Here is a 16,608-nt window from a genome sequence, read left to right on the forward strand (position 1 = left end):
TTATTAACGCTTAACCCAGCCAAGCGTACGCTCAGCCAGTTGATTTCGTAGCCACGGCAGATGATCCATCGCCAGCAGGCCCAGGTTGCGACCGGCTACCATCGGGCCATAGCGATTCGCAAAGACGCGAACCAGCCCGTCGGTAATACCGATAGTCGCGGCGCGATCGGGCTGACGACGCTGCTGGTAATGGTTAAGCACTGCATAACTGCCGGGGTCCTGCTGCTGGCGATGGGCGGCGGCCAGGGTTTCAGCCAGCGACATCACATCACGCAGGCCAAGATTGAAGCCCTGACCAGCAATCGGATGCAACGTCTGCGCCGCATTGCCCACCACCGCCACGCGATGCGTCACGGGCGACATCGCCCGGTGCAGCGCCAGCGGGTAATATTCACGCTGACCGGTGTGGGTGAATTTGCCCAGGCGCCAGCCAAAGGCACGCTGCAACTGGCTGAGAAATTCAGCCTCGCTCCACGCCTCAATCTGTTCACGCTGCGACAGCGGATGACACCAGACCAGCGACAGACGGTTGCCGGACATCGGCAGCAGCGCCAGCGGGCCATGTTGGGTGAAACGCTCGAATGCCCGGCTCTGATGAGGCAGCGCAGTGGTGACATTGGCAATCACGGCGAGTTGTTGATAGTCGTCCCGTTGCCACTGGATACCGCACGAGGCGGCCAGCGCAGAGCGCGTGCCATCCGCCGCCACCAGCAGTTTGCCACTGAGTTGCTCGCCACTGTCCAGCGTCACCTCCACCTGCTGCTCGCTGCGTTGGGCATGCGCAACGCGCGCCGGACAGCGCAGCGTCACGCCTGGCGCTTTTTTCAGTTCCGCAAACAGCCGCTGACCGACGTCAAACAGTTCAACCACCTGTCCCAGCGCCGGAATAGCGTAATCCGCCGCTGCCAGCGACACAAAGCCAGCGTGCCCGCGGTCGGAGACATGGATGTCGGTAATCGGGGTGGCACAGCTGGCGATGCGCTGCCACAGATTGATGTCCGCCAGCTGCTGGCAGGTGCCGGCAGAGAGCGCAATCGCGCGGCCATCGAAACCGGGGTGCGCCCGACTGCCCGGCTCACTGCTTTCAATCAGCGTCACCGGCAGGGTACCCTGAGTGAGATGGGAGAGCGCCAGCGCCAGCGTCGCCCCGGTCATGCCGCCGCCGGCAATCAGAATCGTCATGCCTGTTTTGCCGCCGCCATCAGTGCTTCAATCTCATCCGCCTCTTTCACGACGCTATCGGTAAGATTTTCAATACCATCTTCAGTGATCACAATGTCATCTTCGATTCGGATACCGATGCCGCGATACTGTGCGGGCACATCCGCATCCGGGGCGATATAAAGGCCCGGCTCAATGGTTAACACCATGCCCGGCTCCAATACGCGGTCGCGGCTGGGGGTACCATAGTGACCGACATCATGAACATCCAGCCCCAGCCAGTGCCCCAGGCCATGCATGTAAAACTGGCGATGTGCTTCTTCAGCGATCAGGGTATCAACGTCGCCTTCAAGGATGCCCAGATCAACCAGGCCCGTCACCATAATGCGCACCACTTCATCATTCACTTCACGAATGCTGATGCCGGGCCGGAACAGCTCAAGCGATCGGTTCAGCGAAGCCAGTACGATGTCATAAATCGCGCGCTGCGCCGGGCTGAATTTGCCATTAACCGGGAAGGTGCGGGTGATATCGCCAGCGTAGCCGTAGAATTCACAGCCTGCATCGATCAGCACCAGATCGCCGTCGCGCATTTCACTTTCATTTTCGGTGTAGTGCAGAATGCAGCCGTTCTCACCAGCACCCACAATGGTGTTATAGGAGGGAAAACGCGCGCCGTGACGGGTAAACTCGTGAAGAATTTCCCCTTCCAGCTGATATTCGAACATGCCTGGCTGGCAGGTTTGCATGGCACGGGTATGCGCCAGTGCGCTGATTATCCCGGCGCGACGTAACAACTCAATTTCATCCGCATCTTTAAACAGACGCATCTCATGCACCCACGGACGCCAGTCAGTGACGGTGGCAGGCGCGCTTAGATTCTGGCGGAAACCGCGACGCAGCTTGTCCAGCGCGCTGAACACCAGCGTATCCGCATGGGCATATTCGCCCTGCGCATGATAAATGACGTCAAGGCCATTCAGCAGCAGGTGCAGCTGTTCGTTGATATCGCTCCAGGGGAGGGCACGATCGACGCCCAGTTTTTCGGGAGCCGCCTCCTGGCCCAGCCGACGGCCAGACCAGACTTCCGCTGCCGGGTCGCGAACGCGGTTAAACAGCACGCTGTGGTTGTGATTTTCATCGCTTTTGATCAGTACCAGCAGTGCCTGCGGCTCGTTAAAGCCGGTGAAATAGCTGAAGTCGCTGCTCTGACGAAACGGATATTCCGTGTCATTACTGCGCGTCACTTCGGGCGCAGCAAAAATCAGCGCTGCGCTGCCAGGCGCCATCTTTGCCAGCAGCGCCTGACGACGCTGCAGGTATCGTTCCAGTGAAATCATCTCTGCACTCCCTGTAAACTGACCGGTTAAACGCGTTGACCTGAAATTAGTGTAGCGTCGGTTTTTGCACTTCTGGCGCAGTAGGCTGTGGACGGGTAAACGTATCGTGGCACAGCAGTGCGGCGACACGTACATACTCAATCACCTCTTCCAGCGACTGCTCCAGCTCCTCCTGGTCTTCATCTTCTTCGTAACCGAGCTGGGCGATAGTACGCAGATCGTCGATTGCTTCGCCGGTTTCGCCGGTGACCTTATCCAGTTTAGGCTGTGTTACGCCCAGGCCGAGCAGAAAATGGTTAACCCAGCCCGCCAGCGCGTCGGCACGGTCAAATACGGTGATGTCGTCGTCAGCAGGCAGCAGTAGCTGAAACAGGAAGCCTTCATCTTCCAGCGTAGTCGCCGTATGCTCGTGTAGCTCCGCCAGCGGCACGGCAAGAGTGTGTGAAAACGCCATGCCTTCGTTAGCCAGATCGTGTACCAGCGTCTTCCAGCTGGTGTCCTGGTTACCACCGCAGAGGATCCCGCTCAACAGGCCATGCATTTCCGCGGGCGTCATTCCAACACCCTGCTGTGAGAGCACCGCCGCGAGCGCGTTGTAATCGGGGGTTGCGTTCTGTAAGGACATAAGTTTTCATCGTCGTTGGCAGAATAAGTTCGTGTTATGCTACCACTAGCTGCCTCAAGGTTTCCAGAAAAGGGGTTGTATCTTATTTCGTGGGTCTATATAGTTGCCCGCCTCCCAAGCCATTGACTGCTAAGGGAGTTGCGAGCGAAGTAATCAGTCAGGAAGGTGGCATGTCTGCACAACCGGTAGATTTACAAATTTTTGGTCGTTCGTTGAGAGTAAATTGTCCGCCAGAGCAGCAAGATGCGCTCAATAGCGCGGCTGAAGATCTCAATCAACGGTTGCAAGATCTAAAAGTTCGCACTAGAGTCACCAATACAGAACAACTGGTGTTCATCGCCGCGTTAAACGTCTGCCACGAGCTGGCGCAAGAGAAAGTGAAAACGCGCGATTATGCTGCTAATATGGAACAACGTATCCGTATGTTGCAGCAGACGATTGAACAGGCATTAGTTGAGCAGGGTCGCATCTCTGAGCGTGAGGGTGCGAAATTCGAATAAAACTTCATGGTTGCTATACTTAAGTAACGGTGAGGTAAATCTTCTCTGAGATGTTTGCATGTGGGCCAGTCCCCTGAGCCGATATTTCGAAAAAACAGAATGTGACGCTCGTAACCTGTGTGCATGCTCGGTTCGTCCGAGAAGCCTGATGGTTATGACGGCATGTTCACCTTGAACCAAGGGTTCAAGGGTTACAGCCTACGGCGGCATCTCGGAGATCTCTCTTCCTGTAGTCCTGCTTTTTCCCCTGACTGACATGTTATAGTCGCTCAACAGCGACTTATCCGGCGGGGAAATCATGTCTGAACCTTCCATGTCTGAACCTTCAATGACCCAGCGTCAGGTGATTCGCCAGCATGTGCGACATCTGCGACGGGCACTCACCGATGAGCAGCAAACGCAGGCCGCTGAGCAGCTCGCTGAACATGCGCTCAACTACGCCCCGGTGACTGAAGCGCGCAATATCGCCCTTTTTCTGTCGGTGGATGGCGAACTGAATACCCGTCCGCTGATTGCCCGCCTCTGGCATCTGAAGAAAACGGTCTGTCTGCCGGTTTTACACCCCTTCTCCCCCGGTAATTTGTTGTTTCTGCGCTACTCGCCCGATACCCCATTGCTCAAAAATAAGCTGCGCATTCCTGAACCACCGCTGGATATCCGGCAGTTGATCACCCTTGACCAACTGGATCTGATGATGGTGCCGCTGGTGGCATTTGATCAGCATGGACAGCGTCTGGGGATGGGCGGCGGCTTCTACGATCGTACCCTGCAGAACTGGCGGCAGCACGGTTTTTTGCCGGTGGGCCTGGCACACGATTGTCAGCAGGTCGATAGCCTGCCGGTGGCAGAATGGGATGTGCCTTTGCCGGCGGTAATGACGCCATCAAAACTCTGGCAGTGGGAGTAGAAGCGTCGCTTTTGCAGACAAGTGAAAACCCATACCTGGGCGCATCTGGCAGCAATGGAAAAGCTTAACGCGCAGGGAACATGGTCAGAAGAGGAAAGCGTCCCGCGCAAGGGACAAAAACGCCGGGAGCGTTTTTGAACAACGCAAAGCGTTGGCCCGTTTACGGGCGCACCTCAGGGATGAGGTGCCTAATCGCGCGGGCCGGGCATGCCAGGGATGGCGGATTTTGCGTCTTTCCGATCTGACCGTGTTCTCTTCGCAGTCTCGATCTTACAGTAAATCGCGACAGCCTGTATTACCTACCTGAAGAGACGCGACTAAGCGCCTGTTCAGGTTGGTAGCGCTTAGTAGAGCAGACGCGCGCGGATAGTACCCGGAATCGCCTTCATCAGCTGCAGCGCGTTCTCGGCCACTTCCGGCTCTGCATCAATGTCGATCACCACATAGCCCATGAACGGTGAAGTTTGCAGATACTGGGCGGCGATGTTGATACCCTGCTCGGCAAAAATCTGGTTGATGGCCGTCAGCACGCCAGGACGGTTCTCATGGATATGCAGCAGACGACTGGCGCTGATACCGTGAATCGGCAGTGATACTTCCGGGAAGTTGACCGCTGAGAGAGTCGAGCCGTTATCGGAATATTTTGCCAGCTTGCCCGCCACTTCAATCCCGATATTCTCCTGCGCTTCTTCTGTCGATCCGCCAATGTGCGGCGTCAGGATCACATTGTCGAACTCACTCAATGGAGAGATAAACGGCTCGCTGTTGGTGGCTGGCTCGGTCGGGAAGACGTCGATGGCTGCACCACCCACATGCTTGCTGGCCAGGGCATCACACAGCGCGGGAATATCCACGACTGTACCGCGTGAGGCGTTAATCAGCAGCGCACCGGGTTTCATCTGCGCCAGCTGCTCTGCACCGATCATATCCTGTGTAGAGGCCGTTTCCGGCACGTGCAGGCTGACAACGTCGCTCATGTTGAGCAGGTCTGCAAGATGGCGTACCTGCGTGGCATTACCCAGCGGCAGCTTGTTTTCAATGTCGTAGAAGAAAACATGCATGCCCAGACTTTCTGCCAGCACGCCCAGCTGCATACCGATATGACCGTAACCGATGATGCCCAGCTTTTTGCCACGCGCTTCAAATGAGCCTTTGGCAATCTTATTCCAGATGCCACGGTGTGCTTTCGCGTTTGCTTCCGGGATGCCACGCAACATCAGCAGCATCTCACCAATGACCAGCTCCGCCACCGAGCGGGTATTCGAGAAAGGCGCATTGAACACCGGGATACCCCGGCGGGCAGCCGCCTGCAGATCAACCTGGTTGGTGCCGATACAGAAACAGCCCACGGCGACCAGCTTTTCAGCCGCCGCAAAAATCTCTTCAGTGAGCTGGGAGCGGGAACGGATACCAATGAAGTGCGCATCGCGGATCGATGCTTTTAACGCGTCGGAGTCCAGTGCGCCCTTGTGGAATTCGATGTTGGTATAGCCTGCAGCCCGCAGGTTTTCCAGCGCGCTCTGATGGACACCTTCCACCAGCAGGAACTTAATCTTATCTTTTTCCAGTGATACCTTTGCCATTTCCCGATCCTATTCAGCATTCAATGAGGACTACCATAAGCCAGCCTTCTGTCAAAATATCAAAAAAATCGCGTCCGGCAATACAAACGATTGCCCGCCAGCCAGCATGGCAATGGCTGGCAGCAGCACATTGCCGGACAAAATCATGAGGTCAGCGATGAAGAGAGAACGAACCTACTGTCGATGACGGTTATGTGACATAAGTCACCAAATTTCACCGACGCGAGAAAAGATGATTTGCAGGCAGAAATAACCGGCGCCTTTACAGCGTCAGACAGATCATTTTTTGATGGTTTTCACGCCATCAGGACCGCCGATCAATGCGATATCGGCACCGCGCGCGGCAAAAAGGCCAACGGTCACGACGCCAGGCAAAGCATTGATGGTTTTTTCCAGCTCAATCGGATCGAGAATGCGGAGATTATGCACATCAAGAATAATGTTGCCGTTATCCGTGACCACGTTCTGACGATACTCAGGTAAGCCACCCATTTTCACCAGCTGACGCGCCACGTAACTGCGCGCCATCGGAATCACTTCGACCGGCAGAGGGAAACGCCCCAGCACATCGACCTCTTTTGAGGCGTCAGCGATGCAGATAAACGTCTCTGCCACTGCGGCCACGATCTTTTCGCGCGTCAGCGCTGCGCCACCGCCTTTGATCATCTGCATCTGTGGGTTGATCTCATCCGCGCCATCAACGTATACCGACAGCAGGTCAATCTCGTTCAGATCGAACACCTGAATACCCAGGCTCTTAAGCTTCTGGGTTGAGGCATCCGAGCTGGAGACAGCACCTTCAATCTGATGCCTGACTGTGGCCAGCGCATCAATAAAGTGGGCAGCGGTGGATCCGGTGCCTACGCCAACAACGGTGCCCGGCTGCACGTACTCAAGTGCAGCCCAGCCAACGGCTTTTTTCAGTTCATCCTGGGTCATGGTATGTTTAAAACCTGTGCGACAACGAAGTGCGCGTAGTATAAAACAAGGCTTGCTGAAAATGCTCGGCTGTCCGACGTGGATTTATCGCTTTGGAAGCCAGCCCACAAAAAATAAGAGAGCCATCACAGGTGACACTTTTGTGGCATAGTGACGTCCACCCTGAAGGAGAGAGAAGAAGAATGAAACGCCCGGATTATCGAACGCTTCAGGCGCTGGATTCAGTGATCCGCGAACGCGGCTTTGAGCGTGCCGCACAAAAGTTATGTATCACCCAGTCGGCGGTTTCACAGCGTATCAAGCAGCTGGAGAACCTGTTTGGTCAGCCGCTGCTGGTACGTACCGTGCCACCGCGTCCGACTGAACAGGGGCAAAAACTGCTGGCGTTGCTGCATCAGGTAGAATTGCTGGAAGAGGAGTGGCTGGGCGACGAGAACAGTGGCACCACGCCGCTGCTGCTGTCGCTGGCGGTCAATGCCGACAGTCTGGCGACCTGGCTGCTGCCCGCACTGAAAGATGTACTGGCGGATTCACCTGTGCGTCTGAATCTGCAGGTCGAAGATGAAACCCGCACTCAGGAGCGTCTGCGTCGGGGTGAAGTGGTGGGTGCGGTGAGTATTCAGCCGCAGCCGCTGCCAAGTTGCCTGGTGGATCAGCTCGGTGCGCTCGACTATCTGTTTGTGGCGTCACGCGACTTTGCCGATCGCTTCTTCCCAAACGGCGTCACTCGCTCTGCCCTGCTGAAAGCGCCTGCGGTAGCGTTTGACCATCTTGATGATATGCATCAGGCCTTCCTGCAGCAGAACTTTGATCTCTCACCGGGCAGCGTGCCCTGTCACATTGTGAACTCCTCTGAAGCTTTTGTGCAGATGGCGCGACAGGGTTCGACCTGCTGTATGATCCCACATCTTCAGATTGAGCGTGAGCTGGCAAGCGGTGAGTTAATCGATTTGACGCCGGGTCTGTGTCAGCGGCGGATGCTCTACTGGCATCGGTTTGCGCCGGAAAGCCGGTTAATGCGTCGGGTGACCGATGCGCTGATTGCGCATGGACATCGGGTGCTGCGGCAGGATGACGTGGCAGCCTGAAAACAAAAACGGGGCATCAGCCCCGTTTTGCATTATGGCGTGTTGGGCTTGAGCTCAAACACCACATCCACCTGATCGTCAAAGTTGATGCTCTGCTGATCATAGGTTTCCTGCGCCGACGTATCCGCCGCGGCAGCCGCTTTATACATGCGGTTCATTGGCATCGGCTGATAGTTGGCAACCTGATAACGAATGCTGTAGATGGATCCCAGCTTCGCGTTGAAGCCTTCAGCCAGCTGTGATGCCTGCTGAGTCGCGTTTTTAATCGCGGCTTTACGCGCCTGCTCTTTGTAACTTTCCGGGTTTGCCACGCCTAACTCGACGCTGCGTACCTCATTCAGACCGGACTTCAGCGCCCCGTCCAGCAGATCGTTCAGCTTATCCAGCTGACGCAGGGTGACCTGTACCTGACGCACCGCGCGGTAGCCTTTCAGTACCGATTTACCCTCTTTGGTGTAATCGTACTCAGGCTGTGTGCTCAGGTTAGCTGCATCGATATCTTTCTTCTCAATGCCGTTTTTCTGCAGAAAATCGAAATATTGCGCAACCCGGCTATCCGCCTGCTTTTTCGCATCTGCGGCATCTTTAGACGACACGTTCACCACGATAGAGAGCGTCGCAATATCGGGACGGGCATCGACCGTTGCCTTGCCTGAGGTCACCACGTGCGGTCCGTTCGGTAACTCATCAGCGTAGACGCCAGGCAATGCCCCGGCGCTCATGATTGCGGCCAGAGCCAATGCTTTCAGTTTCATGAAAGTCCTCCTTGAAAAGGTACTATGACGGCTTCCAACCGGCGAAGCCCAACAGCGCATCGGTATGCGCCATGCTTTGAGTGGTCATTATGGCAAAAGTTCGGCCTCCGCGCGGCAATAACCGCACCGGATCGACGCTGGGATCAAAATCCGGCAATGCCCTGGCGCGCCAGTTGCAGGGCGATAAACCACATCACCGCGCCCACCAGCAGGTTAATGATGCGCTGGGCTTTGGCGGTGCGCAGGCGTGGTGACAGCCAGGCGGCCAGCAGCGCCAGACCAAAGAACCACAGGATCGACGCACTGATGGTGCCCAGCGCAAACCACTGACGCGCGGTGGTGGTCGGCAACTGACCGCCAAGACTGCCCAGCACCACAAAGGTATCGAGATAGACGTGCGGATTGAGCCAGGTCACTGCCAGCAGCGTCGCGATAATGCGTCCCCTGCTCTGCTTTAATGGCTCACCATCCGACAGATCGGCGTCGCTGCGAAAAGCGTTACGCAATGCGCCCCAGCCATACCACAACAGAAAGGCTACACCCGCCCAGGTGATCACCATCAGCAGCAGTGGAGACTGGCTCAGCAAGGCGCTGCCGCCAAAGATCCCACCGCAGATCAGCAGAATATCACTCAGCGAGCAGAGGGCTGCCGTCATCAGATGATACTGACGCTTTACCCCCTGATTCATCACAAAAGCGTTCTGCGGGCCCAGCGGCAGAATCAGCGCGGCGCCAAGGGCAAGCCCCTGAAAATAGAGAGATAACACAGGATTATTTCCTCACATCGTTAGAGGAGGAGAAGTATAAAGAGAGAGGATGATTAGCGGAAATTGAAAGAATTAATCTGCGATTAGCAAAATGAATGGGCGACAGAAGCCGCCCACTGAAAGATTACTGTGGCTGAGTCTCTGGCGTAGTTGCGTCTGACTGTCTGACACGGTGCAGATGCACATCCATCTGCGGATAAGGAATACCAATCCCTTTGCCATCCAGCGCACGCTTAAAGTTCTTCAGCAGGTCCCAGTAGACGTCCTGCAGATCGCCGCTGTTGCTCCAGCAGCGCACCACAAAGTTCATGGAGGAAGCGGCCAGCTCATTCAGACCAACCTGCACGCCTTTATCCTGCAATACACGACTGTCAGCGTCGACCACTTCACGCAACAGCGTCAGAACCTCATCAACATCAGCATCGTAAGAGACGCCAATGATAAATTCATTACGGCGAACCGGCTCACGCGAGAAGTTAACGATGTTTCCGGCAAGAATTTTACCGTTAGGCACCACCACTCGCTTGCCGTCGGCTGATTTGAGCGTGGTGGAGAAGATCTGCACGTTCATTACCGTACCCATGATCCCACCCAGATCAACGAACTCACCGGCACGGAAGTGACGGAAAATCACCAGCAGTACGCCCGCAGCAAGGTTTGACAGGGAGTCTTTTAATGCCAGACCGACAGCCAGACCGGCTGCACCAAGGATGGCGATGACCGAGGTTGTCTGGACACCAATGCGCCCAAGTGCCGCGATAAGCGTGAAGGCGATAATACCGTAGCGCACCAGCGCCGACAGAAAATCAGCAACGGTCGTATCAATATGACGCGCGCGCAGCAGACGATTAACGGTGTTAGAGATGATGCGTGCAATCATCATCCCCACAAAGATAATCGCAATAGCTGCGACAATGTTTACCGCATAGCTAATCAGCAGCTCCTGATTGCGTACTATCCAGTTACCCGCGTTGTTGAGCTCATCAAACATACCCGTATCCTGCATGGAACCATCCTGTAATCAAATTTCCCGGGGAAATAACAACACATTGTCAGAACCGCTCTGACAATCCCTGACAAAAGGGTAAACAATAAATGGCGGTGTGCCAAACCTGCATGGCTTTTGACACAAACCTGACAAAAAAAGGTCAAAAAAAAGGCCCTTTCGGGCCTTTTTTGTACGATAACTGTATGTCAGTTACAGCACGTCGACAGCGTTCAGCTCTTTGAAAGCCTGCTCCAGACGCACGACCATAGAGGCCTGGGCAGAACGCAGCCAGACGCGTGGGTCGTAGTATTTTTTGTTTGGCTTGTCGTCGCCTTCCGGGTTACCCAGCTGCGACTGCAGATAGCCTTCGTTCTTTTTGTAGTACTGCAGGATGCCGTCCCAGGTTGCCCACTGGGTGTCGGTATCGATGTTCATCTTGATCACGCCGTAGCTGATAGACTCTTCAATTTCTGCAGCTGAAGAACCTGAACCGCCGTGGAAAACGAAGTCCAGCGCGTTGTGCGGCAGGCCATGTTTTTCACACACATATTTCTGCGAATCACGCAGAATGGTTGGGGTCAGTTTCACGTTACCTGGTTTGTAAACGCCGTGCACGTTACCGAATGAGGCCGCAATGGTGAAGCGCGGGCTAATCGCATGCAGTTTTTCGTACGCGTAGTTTACATCTTCTGGCTGGGTGTAGAGCGCAGATGCGTCCATGTGGCTGTTATCCACGCCATCTTCTTCACCACCGGTGCAGCCCAGTTCGATTTCCAGCGTCATGTCCAGTTTCGCCATGCGCGCCAGGTATTTGCTGCTGATCTCGATGTTCTCTTCCAGAGACTCTTCTGACAGATCGATCATATGAGAAGAGAACAGTGGTTTACCGTTTTTCTGGAAATACTCTTCACCTGCGTCCAGCAGACCGTCGATCCATGGCAGCAGTTTCTTGGCACAGTGGTCAGTGTGCAGGATAACCGGCACACCATACTGCTCAGCCATCAGGTGAACATGGTGTGCACCCGCGATAGCGCCGAAAATGGCCGCGCCCTGTGGTTTATCAGTCTTGAAGCCTTTACCCGCGATAAATGCAGCACCGCCGTTAGAGAACTGGATAATGATTGGCGCTTTAACTTTCGCAGCGGCTTCCAGTGCGGCATTGATAGAGTCGGTGCCGACGCAGTTTACGGCTGGCAGTGCGAATTTGTTCTCTTTCGCAACTTTGAAGATCTTCTGTACGTCATCACCAGTGACAACGCCGGGTTTTACGAAATCAAAAATTTTAGACATGATTGTGTCCTGTTTCGTGACCGTTGTTCCCCTTGAGGAACGTCGATTTAAACGCCCAGACGGGCAAGACTTCAGGCGATGCCACGGGCATCGCCCCCAAAGGATTACTGCTTAGCACGCTCTTCCAGCATAGCAACTGCAGGCAGTTTTTTGCCTTCCACGAACTCAAGGAACGCGCCGCCGCCGGTAGAGATGTAGGAAATTTTGTCTTCAATGCCGAACAGGTCGATAGCCGCTAAGGTATCGCCGCCGCCAGCAACAGAGAAGGCATCGCTGTCTGCAATGGCGTTAGCCACGATCTCGGTGCCTTTACGGAAGTTAGGGAACTCAAATACGCCCACCGGGCCGTTCCACAGAATGGTTTTAGCATCCTTCAGGATAGCAGCCATTGCCTGTGCAGTTTCGTCACCGAAGTCCATAATCTCTTCGTTATCCGCCACTTCCGAAACCTTTTTCACGGTCGCTGGCGCAGTTTCAGAGAATTCTGTGCCGACGCGTGAGTCAGTCGGAACCGGGATGCCGTGCTGATCACGCAGGCCTTTGGCTGCTTCAACGAAGTCGGGTTCATAGAGTGATTTACCGACTTTGTTGTCGATAGCAACGAAGGTGTTCGCGATGCCGCCGCCCACAATCACGGTGTCCGCGATTTTGACCAGAGACTGCAGCACGTCAAATTTGGTAGAGACTTTAGAACCGCCAACGACAGCCACCAGCGGACGCTCCGGGTTGCTCATGACTTTACCCAGCGCTTCCAGTTCCGCAGAGAGCAGCGGGCCAGCACAGGCGATAGGGGCAAATTTGCCGACGCCGTGGGTAGACGCCTGCGCACGGTGCGCAGTACCAAAGGCGTCCATCACAAATACGTCGCACAGCGCAGCATATTTTTTAGACAGCGCTTCGTCGTCTTTCTTTTCGCCTTTGTTAAAGCGAACGTTTTCCAGCACCACCAGTTCGCCAGCGCCGACTTCAACACCATCGAGGTAATCTTTTGCCAGGGTCACATTGGTGCCGCTCAGCTTCTCTTTCAGGTAGTTAACTACCGGCAGCAGCGAGAACTCTTCGTTGTACTCACCTTCGGTCGGACGACCCAGGTGGGAGGTAACCATTACTTTCGCGCCCTGTTTCAACGCCGCTTCAATGGTTGGCAGAGAAGCACGGATACGTGCATCAGACGTCACTTTACCTTCTTTAACTGGTACGTTCAGATCGGCACGGATCAGAACGCGTTTGCCAGCCAGATCCAGATCGGTCATCTTAATTACAGACATGGTGAACCCTCTCGTTGATTCTCATAAGTTTTGCCAGACGCAAACCGCGTCTTACCTGAAACCGCTTGCGGCCATCGCTAACGTCGTGTCGAGCATTCGGTTAGCAAAGCCCCATTCGTTGTCACACCAGACCAGGGTCTTGATAAGGTGTTGACCGCTGACCCGCGTTTGTGTTCCATCCACAATGGCACTGTGCGGATCATGGTTAAAATCTACTGAGACTAACGGTAATTCCGTATAGTCAACTATACCACGAAATGCCCCTTCTGCCGCGCTCCGCAACAGGGTGTTAACATCACACGCTGTCACCGCGTTATGCACAGAAACGCTGAGATCAATGGCCGTCACGTTAATCGTCGGGACGCGAACGGCTATTGCCTCAAAGCGATCGTTGAATTTCGGAAAAATACGGGTAATGCCGGCCGCCAGACGCGTATCCACTGGAATGATCGACTGACTGGCTGCGCGTGTGCGGCGCAGATCGCTGTGATAGGCGTCGATCACCTGCTGATCGTGCATCGCCGAGTGGATCGTAGTGACGGTACCGGATTCGATTCCAAACGCATCATCCAGCAGCTTAATCACCGGAATAATGCAGTTCGTCGTACAGGAGGCGTTGGAAACGATGCGGTCGCTGGCGGTCAGTGCCTGCTGGTTAACACCATACACCACCGTGGCGTCGAGATCGTTGCCACCGGGATGAGAGAACAGCACTTTTTTAGCGCCCGCCTGCAGATGCGCTTCGCCATCAGCCCGCGAGCCATAGACGCCGGTGCAGTCCAGCACCACATCCACGTCGAGTTCACGCCAGGGCAAATCGGTAATGTCTGCACGGTGCAAAATACGCAGGGTATCCCCCCCCACCCACATCACATCGCGCTCCTGACGGACATCGAAAGCAAAACGGCCATGACTGGTATCGTACTTCAGCAGGTGTGCCATACCGATGGCTTCTGCCAGCTCGTTAATGGCGACCACAGTAATCTCTGCACGTCGGCCCGTTTCATAGAGCGCGCGCAGGACGTTGCGTCCAATCCGGCCAAAACCATTTATCGCTACCCGTACCGTCATTTCTCTCCTGCCACGTCAGACTGAAAAAAACGTGCCGTTAGCCTGAGCGTTTCACTGCATTTTGTACAGGAGATTCTTACCCGGCATTGTCCGAAATCAGGGCGGTCTGCACGGCAACTGAAACGGTTCAGCCACAATAATAGAAGGAAGGAATAACAGGAATGATTGTGATCAATCTGACTGCTTAAATTTGGATCTGCGTCACAAATTCGAGCCATTGTCAGTTATTACTGGAGGAATAATAAATAAGAGGGATGAAAATTTCGTCCCTCTTATTTCGCTGCCAGACGGGAACAGACCCGCCCGGGCGGTTTTTACGCCAGCAGTGCCTTCGCTTTCGCGACCACGTTGTCAACGGTGAAGCCAAACAGTTCAAACAGCTGATCCGCAGGCGCAGATTCGCCGAAGCTGGTCATACCCACGATAGCGCCGTTCAAGCCAGTGTATTTGAACCAGTAATCCGCAATGCCCGCTTCGATAGCGACGCGCGCGCTGATCGCTTTCGGCAGTACAGATTCGCGGTATTCATCGCTCTGCTTGTCGAAAGCATCCGTTGACGGCATAGAGACCACGCGCACTTTGCGGCCTTCGCTGGTGAGTTTGTCCCATGCACCGACAGCCAGTTCAACTTCTGAACCGGTGGCGATCAGGATCAGCTCAGGTGTGCCGTCGCAATCTTTCAGCACATAACCGCCACGTGCCACGTTAGCCAGCTGCGCAGCGTCACGTTCCTGCTGCGCCAGGTTCTGACGAGAGAAAATCAGTGCCGTCGGGCCATCTTTACGCTCAATGGCATATTTCCACGCCACGGCGGATTCAACCTGGTCACAGGGACGCCACAGGCTCATGTTTGGTGTGGTACGCAGGCTCGCCATCTGCTCCACTGGCTGATGCGTCGGACCGTCTTCGCCCAGACCGATAGAGTCGTGCGTGTAGACCATGATCTGACGGATCTTCATCAGTGCCGCCATACGCGCTGCATTACGCGCATATTCAACGAACATCAGGAAGGTGGCGGTATACGGCAGGAAGCCGCCGTGCAGCGCCAGGCCATTAGCGATAGCGGTCATACCGAACTCGCGCACACCGTAATGGATGTAGTTACCCGCCGCATCTTCGTTGATCGGCTTAGAGCCAGACCAGATAGTCAGGTTACTTGGTGCCAGGTCGGCTGAGCCACCCAGGTATTCCGGCAGAATTTTACCAAAGGCTTCGATTGCGTTCTGTGAGGCTTTACGGCTGGCGATCTTCGCCGGGTTCGCCTGCAGCTGCTCAACGAACTTCTGCGACTCTTCCTGCCAGTTAGCGGGCAGTTCGTTGCTGACGCGACGTTTAAACTCGGCAGCCAGTTCAGGATGTGCCTGCGCATACGCAGCGAATTTCTTATCCCATGCAGATTCTTTCGCCTGGCCCGCTTCTTTCGCGTCCCACTCAGCGTAGATGTCAGAAGGAATAACGAATGGTGCGTGGTTCCAGCCCAGCTGTTTGCGGGTCAGAGCCACTTCATCATCACCCAGCGGTGCGCCGTGTGAATCATGCGTACCTGCTTTGTTGGGTGAACCAAAGCCGATAACGGTTTTGCACATCAGCAATGAAGGCTTGTCGCTGACGCTTTTCGCTTCGTCGATCGCTTTAGCAATCGCATCCGCATCGTGACCATCAACGCCGCGCACCACGTGCCAGCCGTACGCTTCAAAGCGCTTCGCGGTGTCATCGGTGAACCAGCCATCAATGTGACCGTCGATAGAGATGCCGTTGTCATCATAGAACGCAACCAGTTTGCCCAGCTTCAGCGTACCCGCCAGCGAGCAGACTTCGTGCGAGATACCTTCCATCATGCAGCCATCACCCATGAAGACATAGGTGTTGTGGTCTACGATGTCATGACCCGGACGGTTGAACTGTGCGGCCAGCGTGCGCTCTGCAATGGCGAAGCCGACTGCGTTTGCGATGCCCTGCCCCAGCGGGCCGGTAGTGGTTTCAACGCCCACGGTGTAGCCATATTCCGGATGACCTGGAGTTTTTGAGTGCAGCTGGCGGAAGTTTTCCAGTTCACTCAGTGGCAGATCGTAGCCGGTCAGGTGCAGCAGGCTGTAGATCAGCATGGAGCCGTGGCCGTTAGAGAGGACGAAACGGTCGCGGTCGGCCCACAGCGGGTTGGTTGGGTTGTGGTTCAGGTAGCCGCGCCAGAGTACTTCAGCGATGTCCGCCATGCCCATTGGGGCACCCGGATGTCCCGATTTCGCTTTCTGTACTGCATCCATACTTAACGCACGAATGGCGTTGGCAAGCTCTTTACGAGAGGGCATTTTCTACTCCAGGTCGG

At 55.2% G+C, this 16,608-nt stretch carries 15 protein-coding genes and 1 other RNA gene; 4 read left to right on the forward strand and 12 right to left on the reverse strand.

Features of this window, described 5'->3' with window-relative positions:
- Positions 1-3: 3 nt before the first annotated feature.
- Genes ubiH through N1689_RS20460 form a run of 3 tightly spaced genes read right to left on the reverse strand, consistent with a single transcriptional unit; the run spans position 4 to position 3,126 of the window.
- On the reverse strand, positions 4-1,182 hold the full coding sequence (ubiH, locus tag N1689_RS20450) for a 2-octaprenyl-6-methoxyphenyl hydroxylase (protein WP_260060050.1): 1,179 nt from the start codon (positions 1,180-1,182) through the stop codon (positions 4-6).
- Positions 1,179-2,501: a Xaa-Pro aminopeptidase gene (gene pepP, locus N1689_RS20455; RefSeq protein ID WP_260060051.1), complete on the reverse strand. Its 1,323-nt coding sequence runs from the start codon at positions 2,499-2,501 to the stop codon at positions 1,179-1,181. The genes ubiH and pepP overlap by 4 nt, the downstream gene beginning before the upstream one ends.
- 46 nt (positions 2,502-2,547) lie before the next feature.
- Complete coding sequence (locus tag N1689_RS20460; RefSeq protein WP_022623836.1) at positions 2,548-3,126, reverse strand: YecA family protein; 579 nt, start codon at positions 3,124-3,126, stop codon at positions 2,548-2,550.
- Between the two features lie 170 nt (positions 3,127-3,296).
- Here N1689_RS20460 and zapA point away from each other — a divergent pair, with 170 nt between their 5' ends.
- The 3 genes from zapA (at position 3,297) to N1689_RS20475 (ending at position 4,533) form a co-directional block, all read left to right on the forward strand.
- Positions 3,297-3,626, forward strand: a complete 330-nt coding sequence (gene zapA / locus N1689_RS20465) for a cell division protein ZapA (protein ID WP_008925677.1) — start codon at positions 3,297-3,299, stop codon at positions 3,624-3,626.
- Between the two features lie 39 nt (positions 3,627-3,665).
- Positions 3,666-3,848: non-coding RNA, 6S RNA (gene ssrS / locus N1689_RS20470), on the forward strand.
- Positions 3,849-3,939: 91 nt separating this feature from the next.
- Entirely contained in the window at positions 3,940-4,533 is a 594-nt protein-coding gene (locus N1689_RS20475) for a 5-formyltetrahydrofolate cyclo-ligase (protein ID WP_260060057.1), read from the forward strand.
- A 344-nt stretch (positions 4,534-4,877) separates the two neighbouring features.
- On the opposite strand, the gene serA is transcribed toward N1689_RS20475, so the two are convergent.
- Both serA and rpiA read right to left on the reverse strand, forming a co-directional pair.
- Positions 4,878-6,116, reverse strand: a complete 1,239-nt coding sequence (gene serA, locus N1689_RS20480) for a phosphoglycerate dehydrogenase (RefSeq protein ID WP_161732614.1) — start codon at positions 6,114-6,116, stop codon at positions 4,878-4,880.
- Positions 6,117-6,395: 279 nt separating this feature from the next.
- On the reverse strand, positions 6,396-7,055 hold the full coding sequence (rpiA, locus tag N1689_RS20485; protein ID WP_010248819.1) for a ribose-5-phosphate isomerase RpiA: 660 nt from the start codon (positions 7,053-7,055) through the stop codon (positions 6,396-6,398).
- Between the two features lie 182 nt (positions 7,056-7,237).
- On the opposite strand from rpiA, the gene N1689_RS20490 reads away from it, so the two are divergent.
- Entirely contained in the window at positions 7,238-8,143 is a 906-nt protein-coding gene (locus N1689_RS20490; RefSeq protein ID WP_010248822.1) for a LysR family transcriptional regulator ArgP, read from the forward strand.
- A gap of 32 nt (positions 8,144-8,175) precedes the next feature.
- On the opposite strand, the gene N1689_RS20495 is transcribed toward N1689_RS20490, so the two are convergent.
- From N1689_RS20495 to tkt, 7 genes are all read right to left on the reverse strand, one after another.
- On the reverse strand, positions 8,176-8,898 hold the full coding sequence (locus N1689_RS20495) for an oxidative stress defense protein (protein ID WP_150014177.1): 723 nt from the start codon (positions 8,896-8,898) through the stop codon (positions 8,176-8,178).
- Positions 8,899-9,041: 143 nt separating this feature from the next.
- The gene (gene argO, locus N1689_RS20500; protein ID WP_260060052.1) at positions 9,042-9,665 is read right to left on the reverse strand and encodes an arginine exporter ArgO; all 624 of its coding nucleotides are present in this window, start codon (positions 9,663-9,665) and stop codon (positions 9,042-9,044) included.
- A gap of 124 nt (positions 9,666-9,789) precedes the next feature.
- Positions 9,790-10,671 (reverse strand): small-conductance mechanosensitive channel MscS, encoded by an 882-nt coding sequence (gene mscS, locus N1689_RS20505; protein ID WP_161732618.1) that lies wholly within the window; start codon positions 10,669-10,671, stop codon positions 9,790-9,792.
- Between the two features lie 192 nt (positions 10,672-10,863).
- Positions 10,864-11,943 carry a class II fructose-bisphosphate aldolase gene (gene fbaA / locus N1689_RS20510; protein WP_013358958.1) on the reverse strand — a complete coding sequence of 360 codons (1,080 nt, stop codon included), beginning with the start codon at positions 11,941-11,943 and terminating at the stop codon, positions 10,864-10,866.
- Positions 11,944-12,047: 104 nt separating this feature from the next.
- Positions 12,048-13,211: a phosphoglycerate kinase gene (gene pgk, locus N1689_RS20515; RefSeq protein ID WP_033733685.1), complete on the reverse strand. Its 1,164-nt coding sequence runs from the start codon at positions 13,209-13,211 to the stop codon at positions 12,048-12,050.
- Positions 13,212-13,262: 51 nt separating this feature from the next.
- A complete protein-coding gene (epd, locus tag N1689_RS20520; RefSeq protein ID WP_260060053.1) occupies positions 13,263-14,282 on the reverse strand; it encodes an erythrose-4-phosphate dehydrogenase in 1,020 nt (339 codons plus the stop codon).
- Positions 14,283-14,596: 314 nt separating this feature from the next.
- A complete protein-coding gene (gene tkt, locus N1689_RS20525; RefSeq protein ID WP_161732624.1) occupies positions 14,597-16,591 on the reverse strand; it encodes a transketolase in 1,995 nt (664 codons plus the stop codon).
- Between the last annotated feature and the right edge of the window lie 17 nt (positions 16,592-16,608).

This window comes from Pantoea sp. XY16, from assembly GCF_025153065.1.
Lineage (GTDB): Bacteria > Pseudomonadota > Gammaproteobacteria > Enterobacterales > Enterobacteriaceae > Pantoea > Pantoea alfalfae.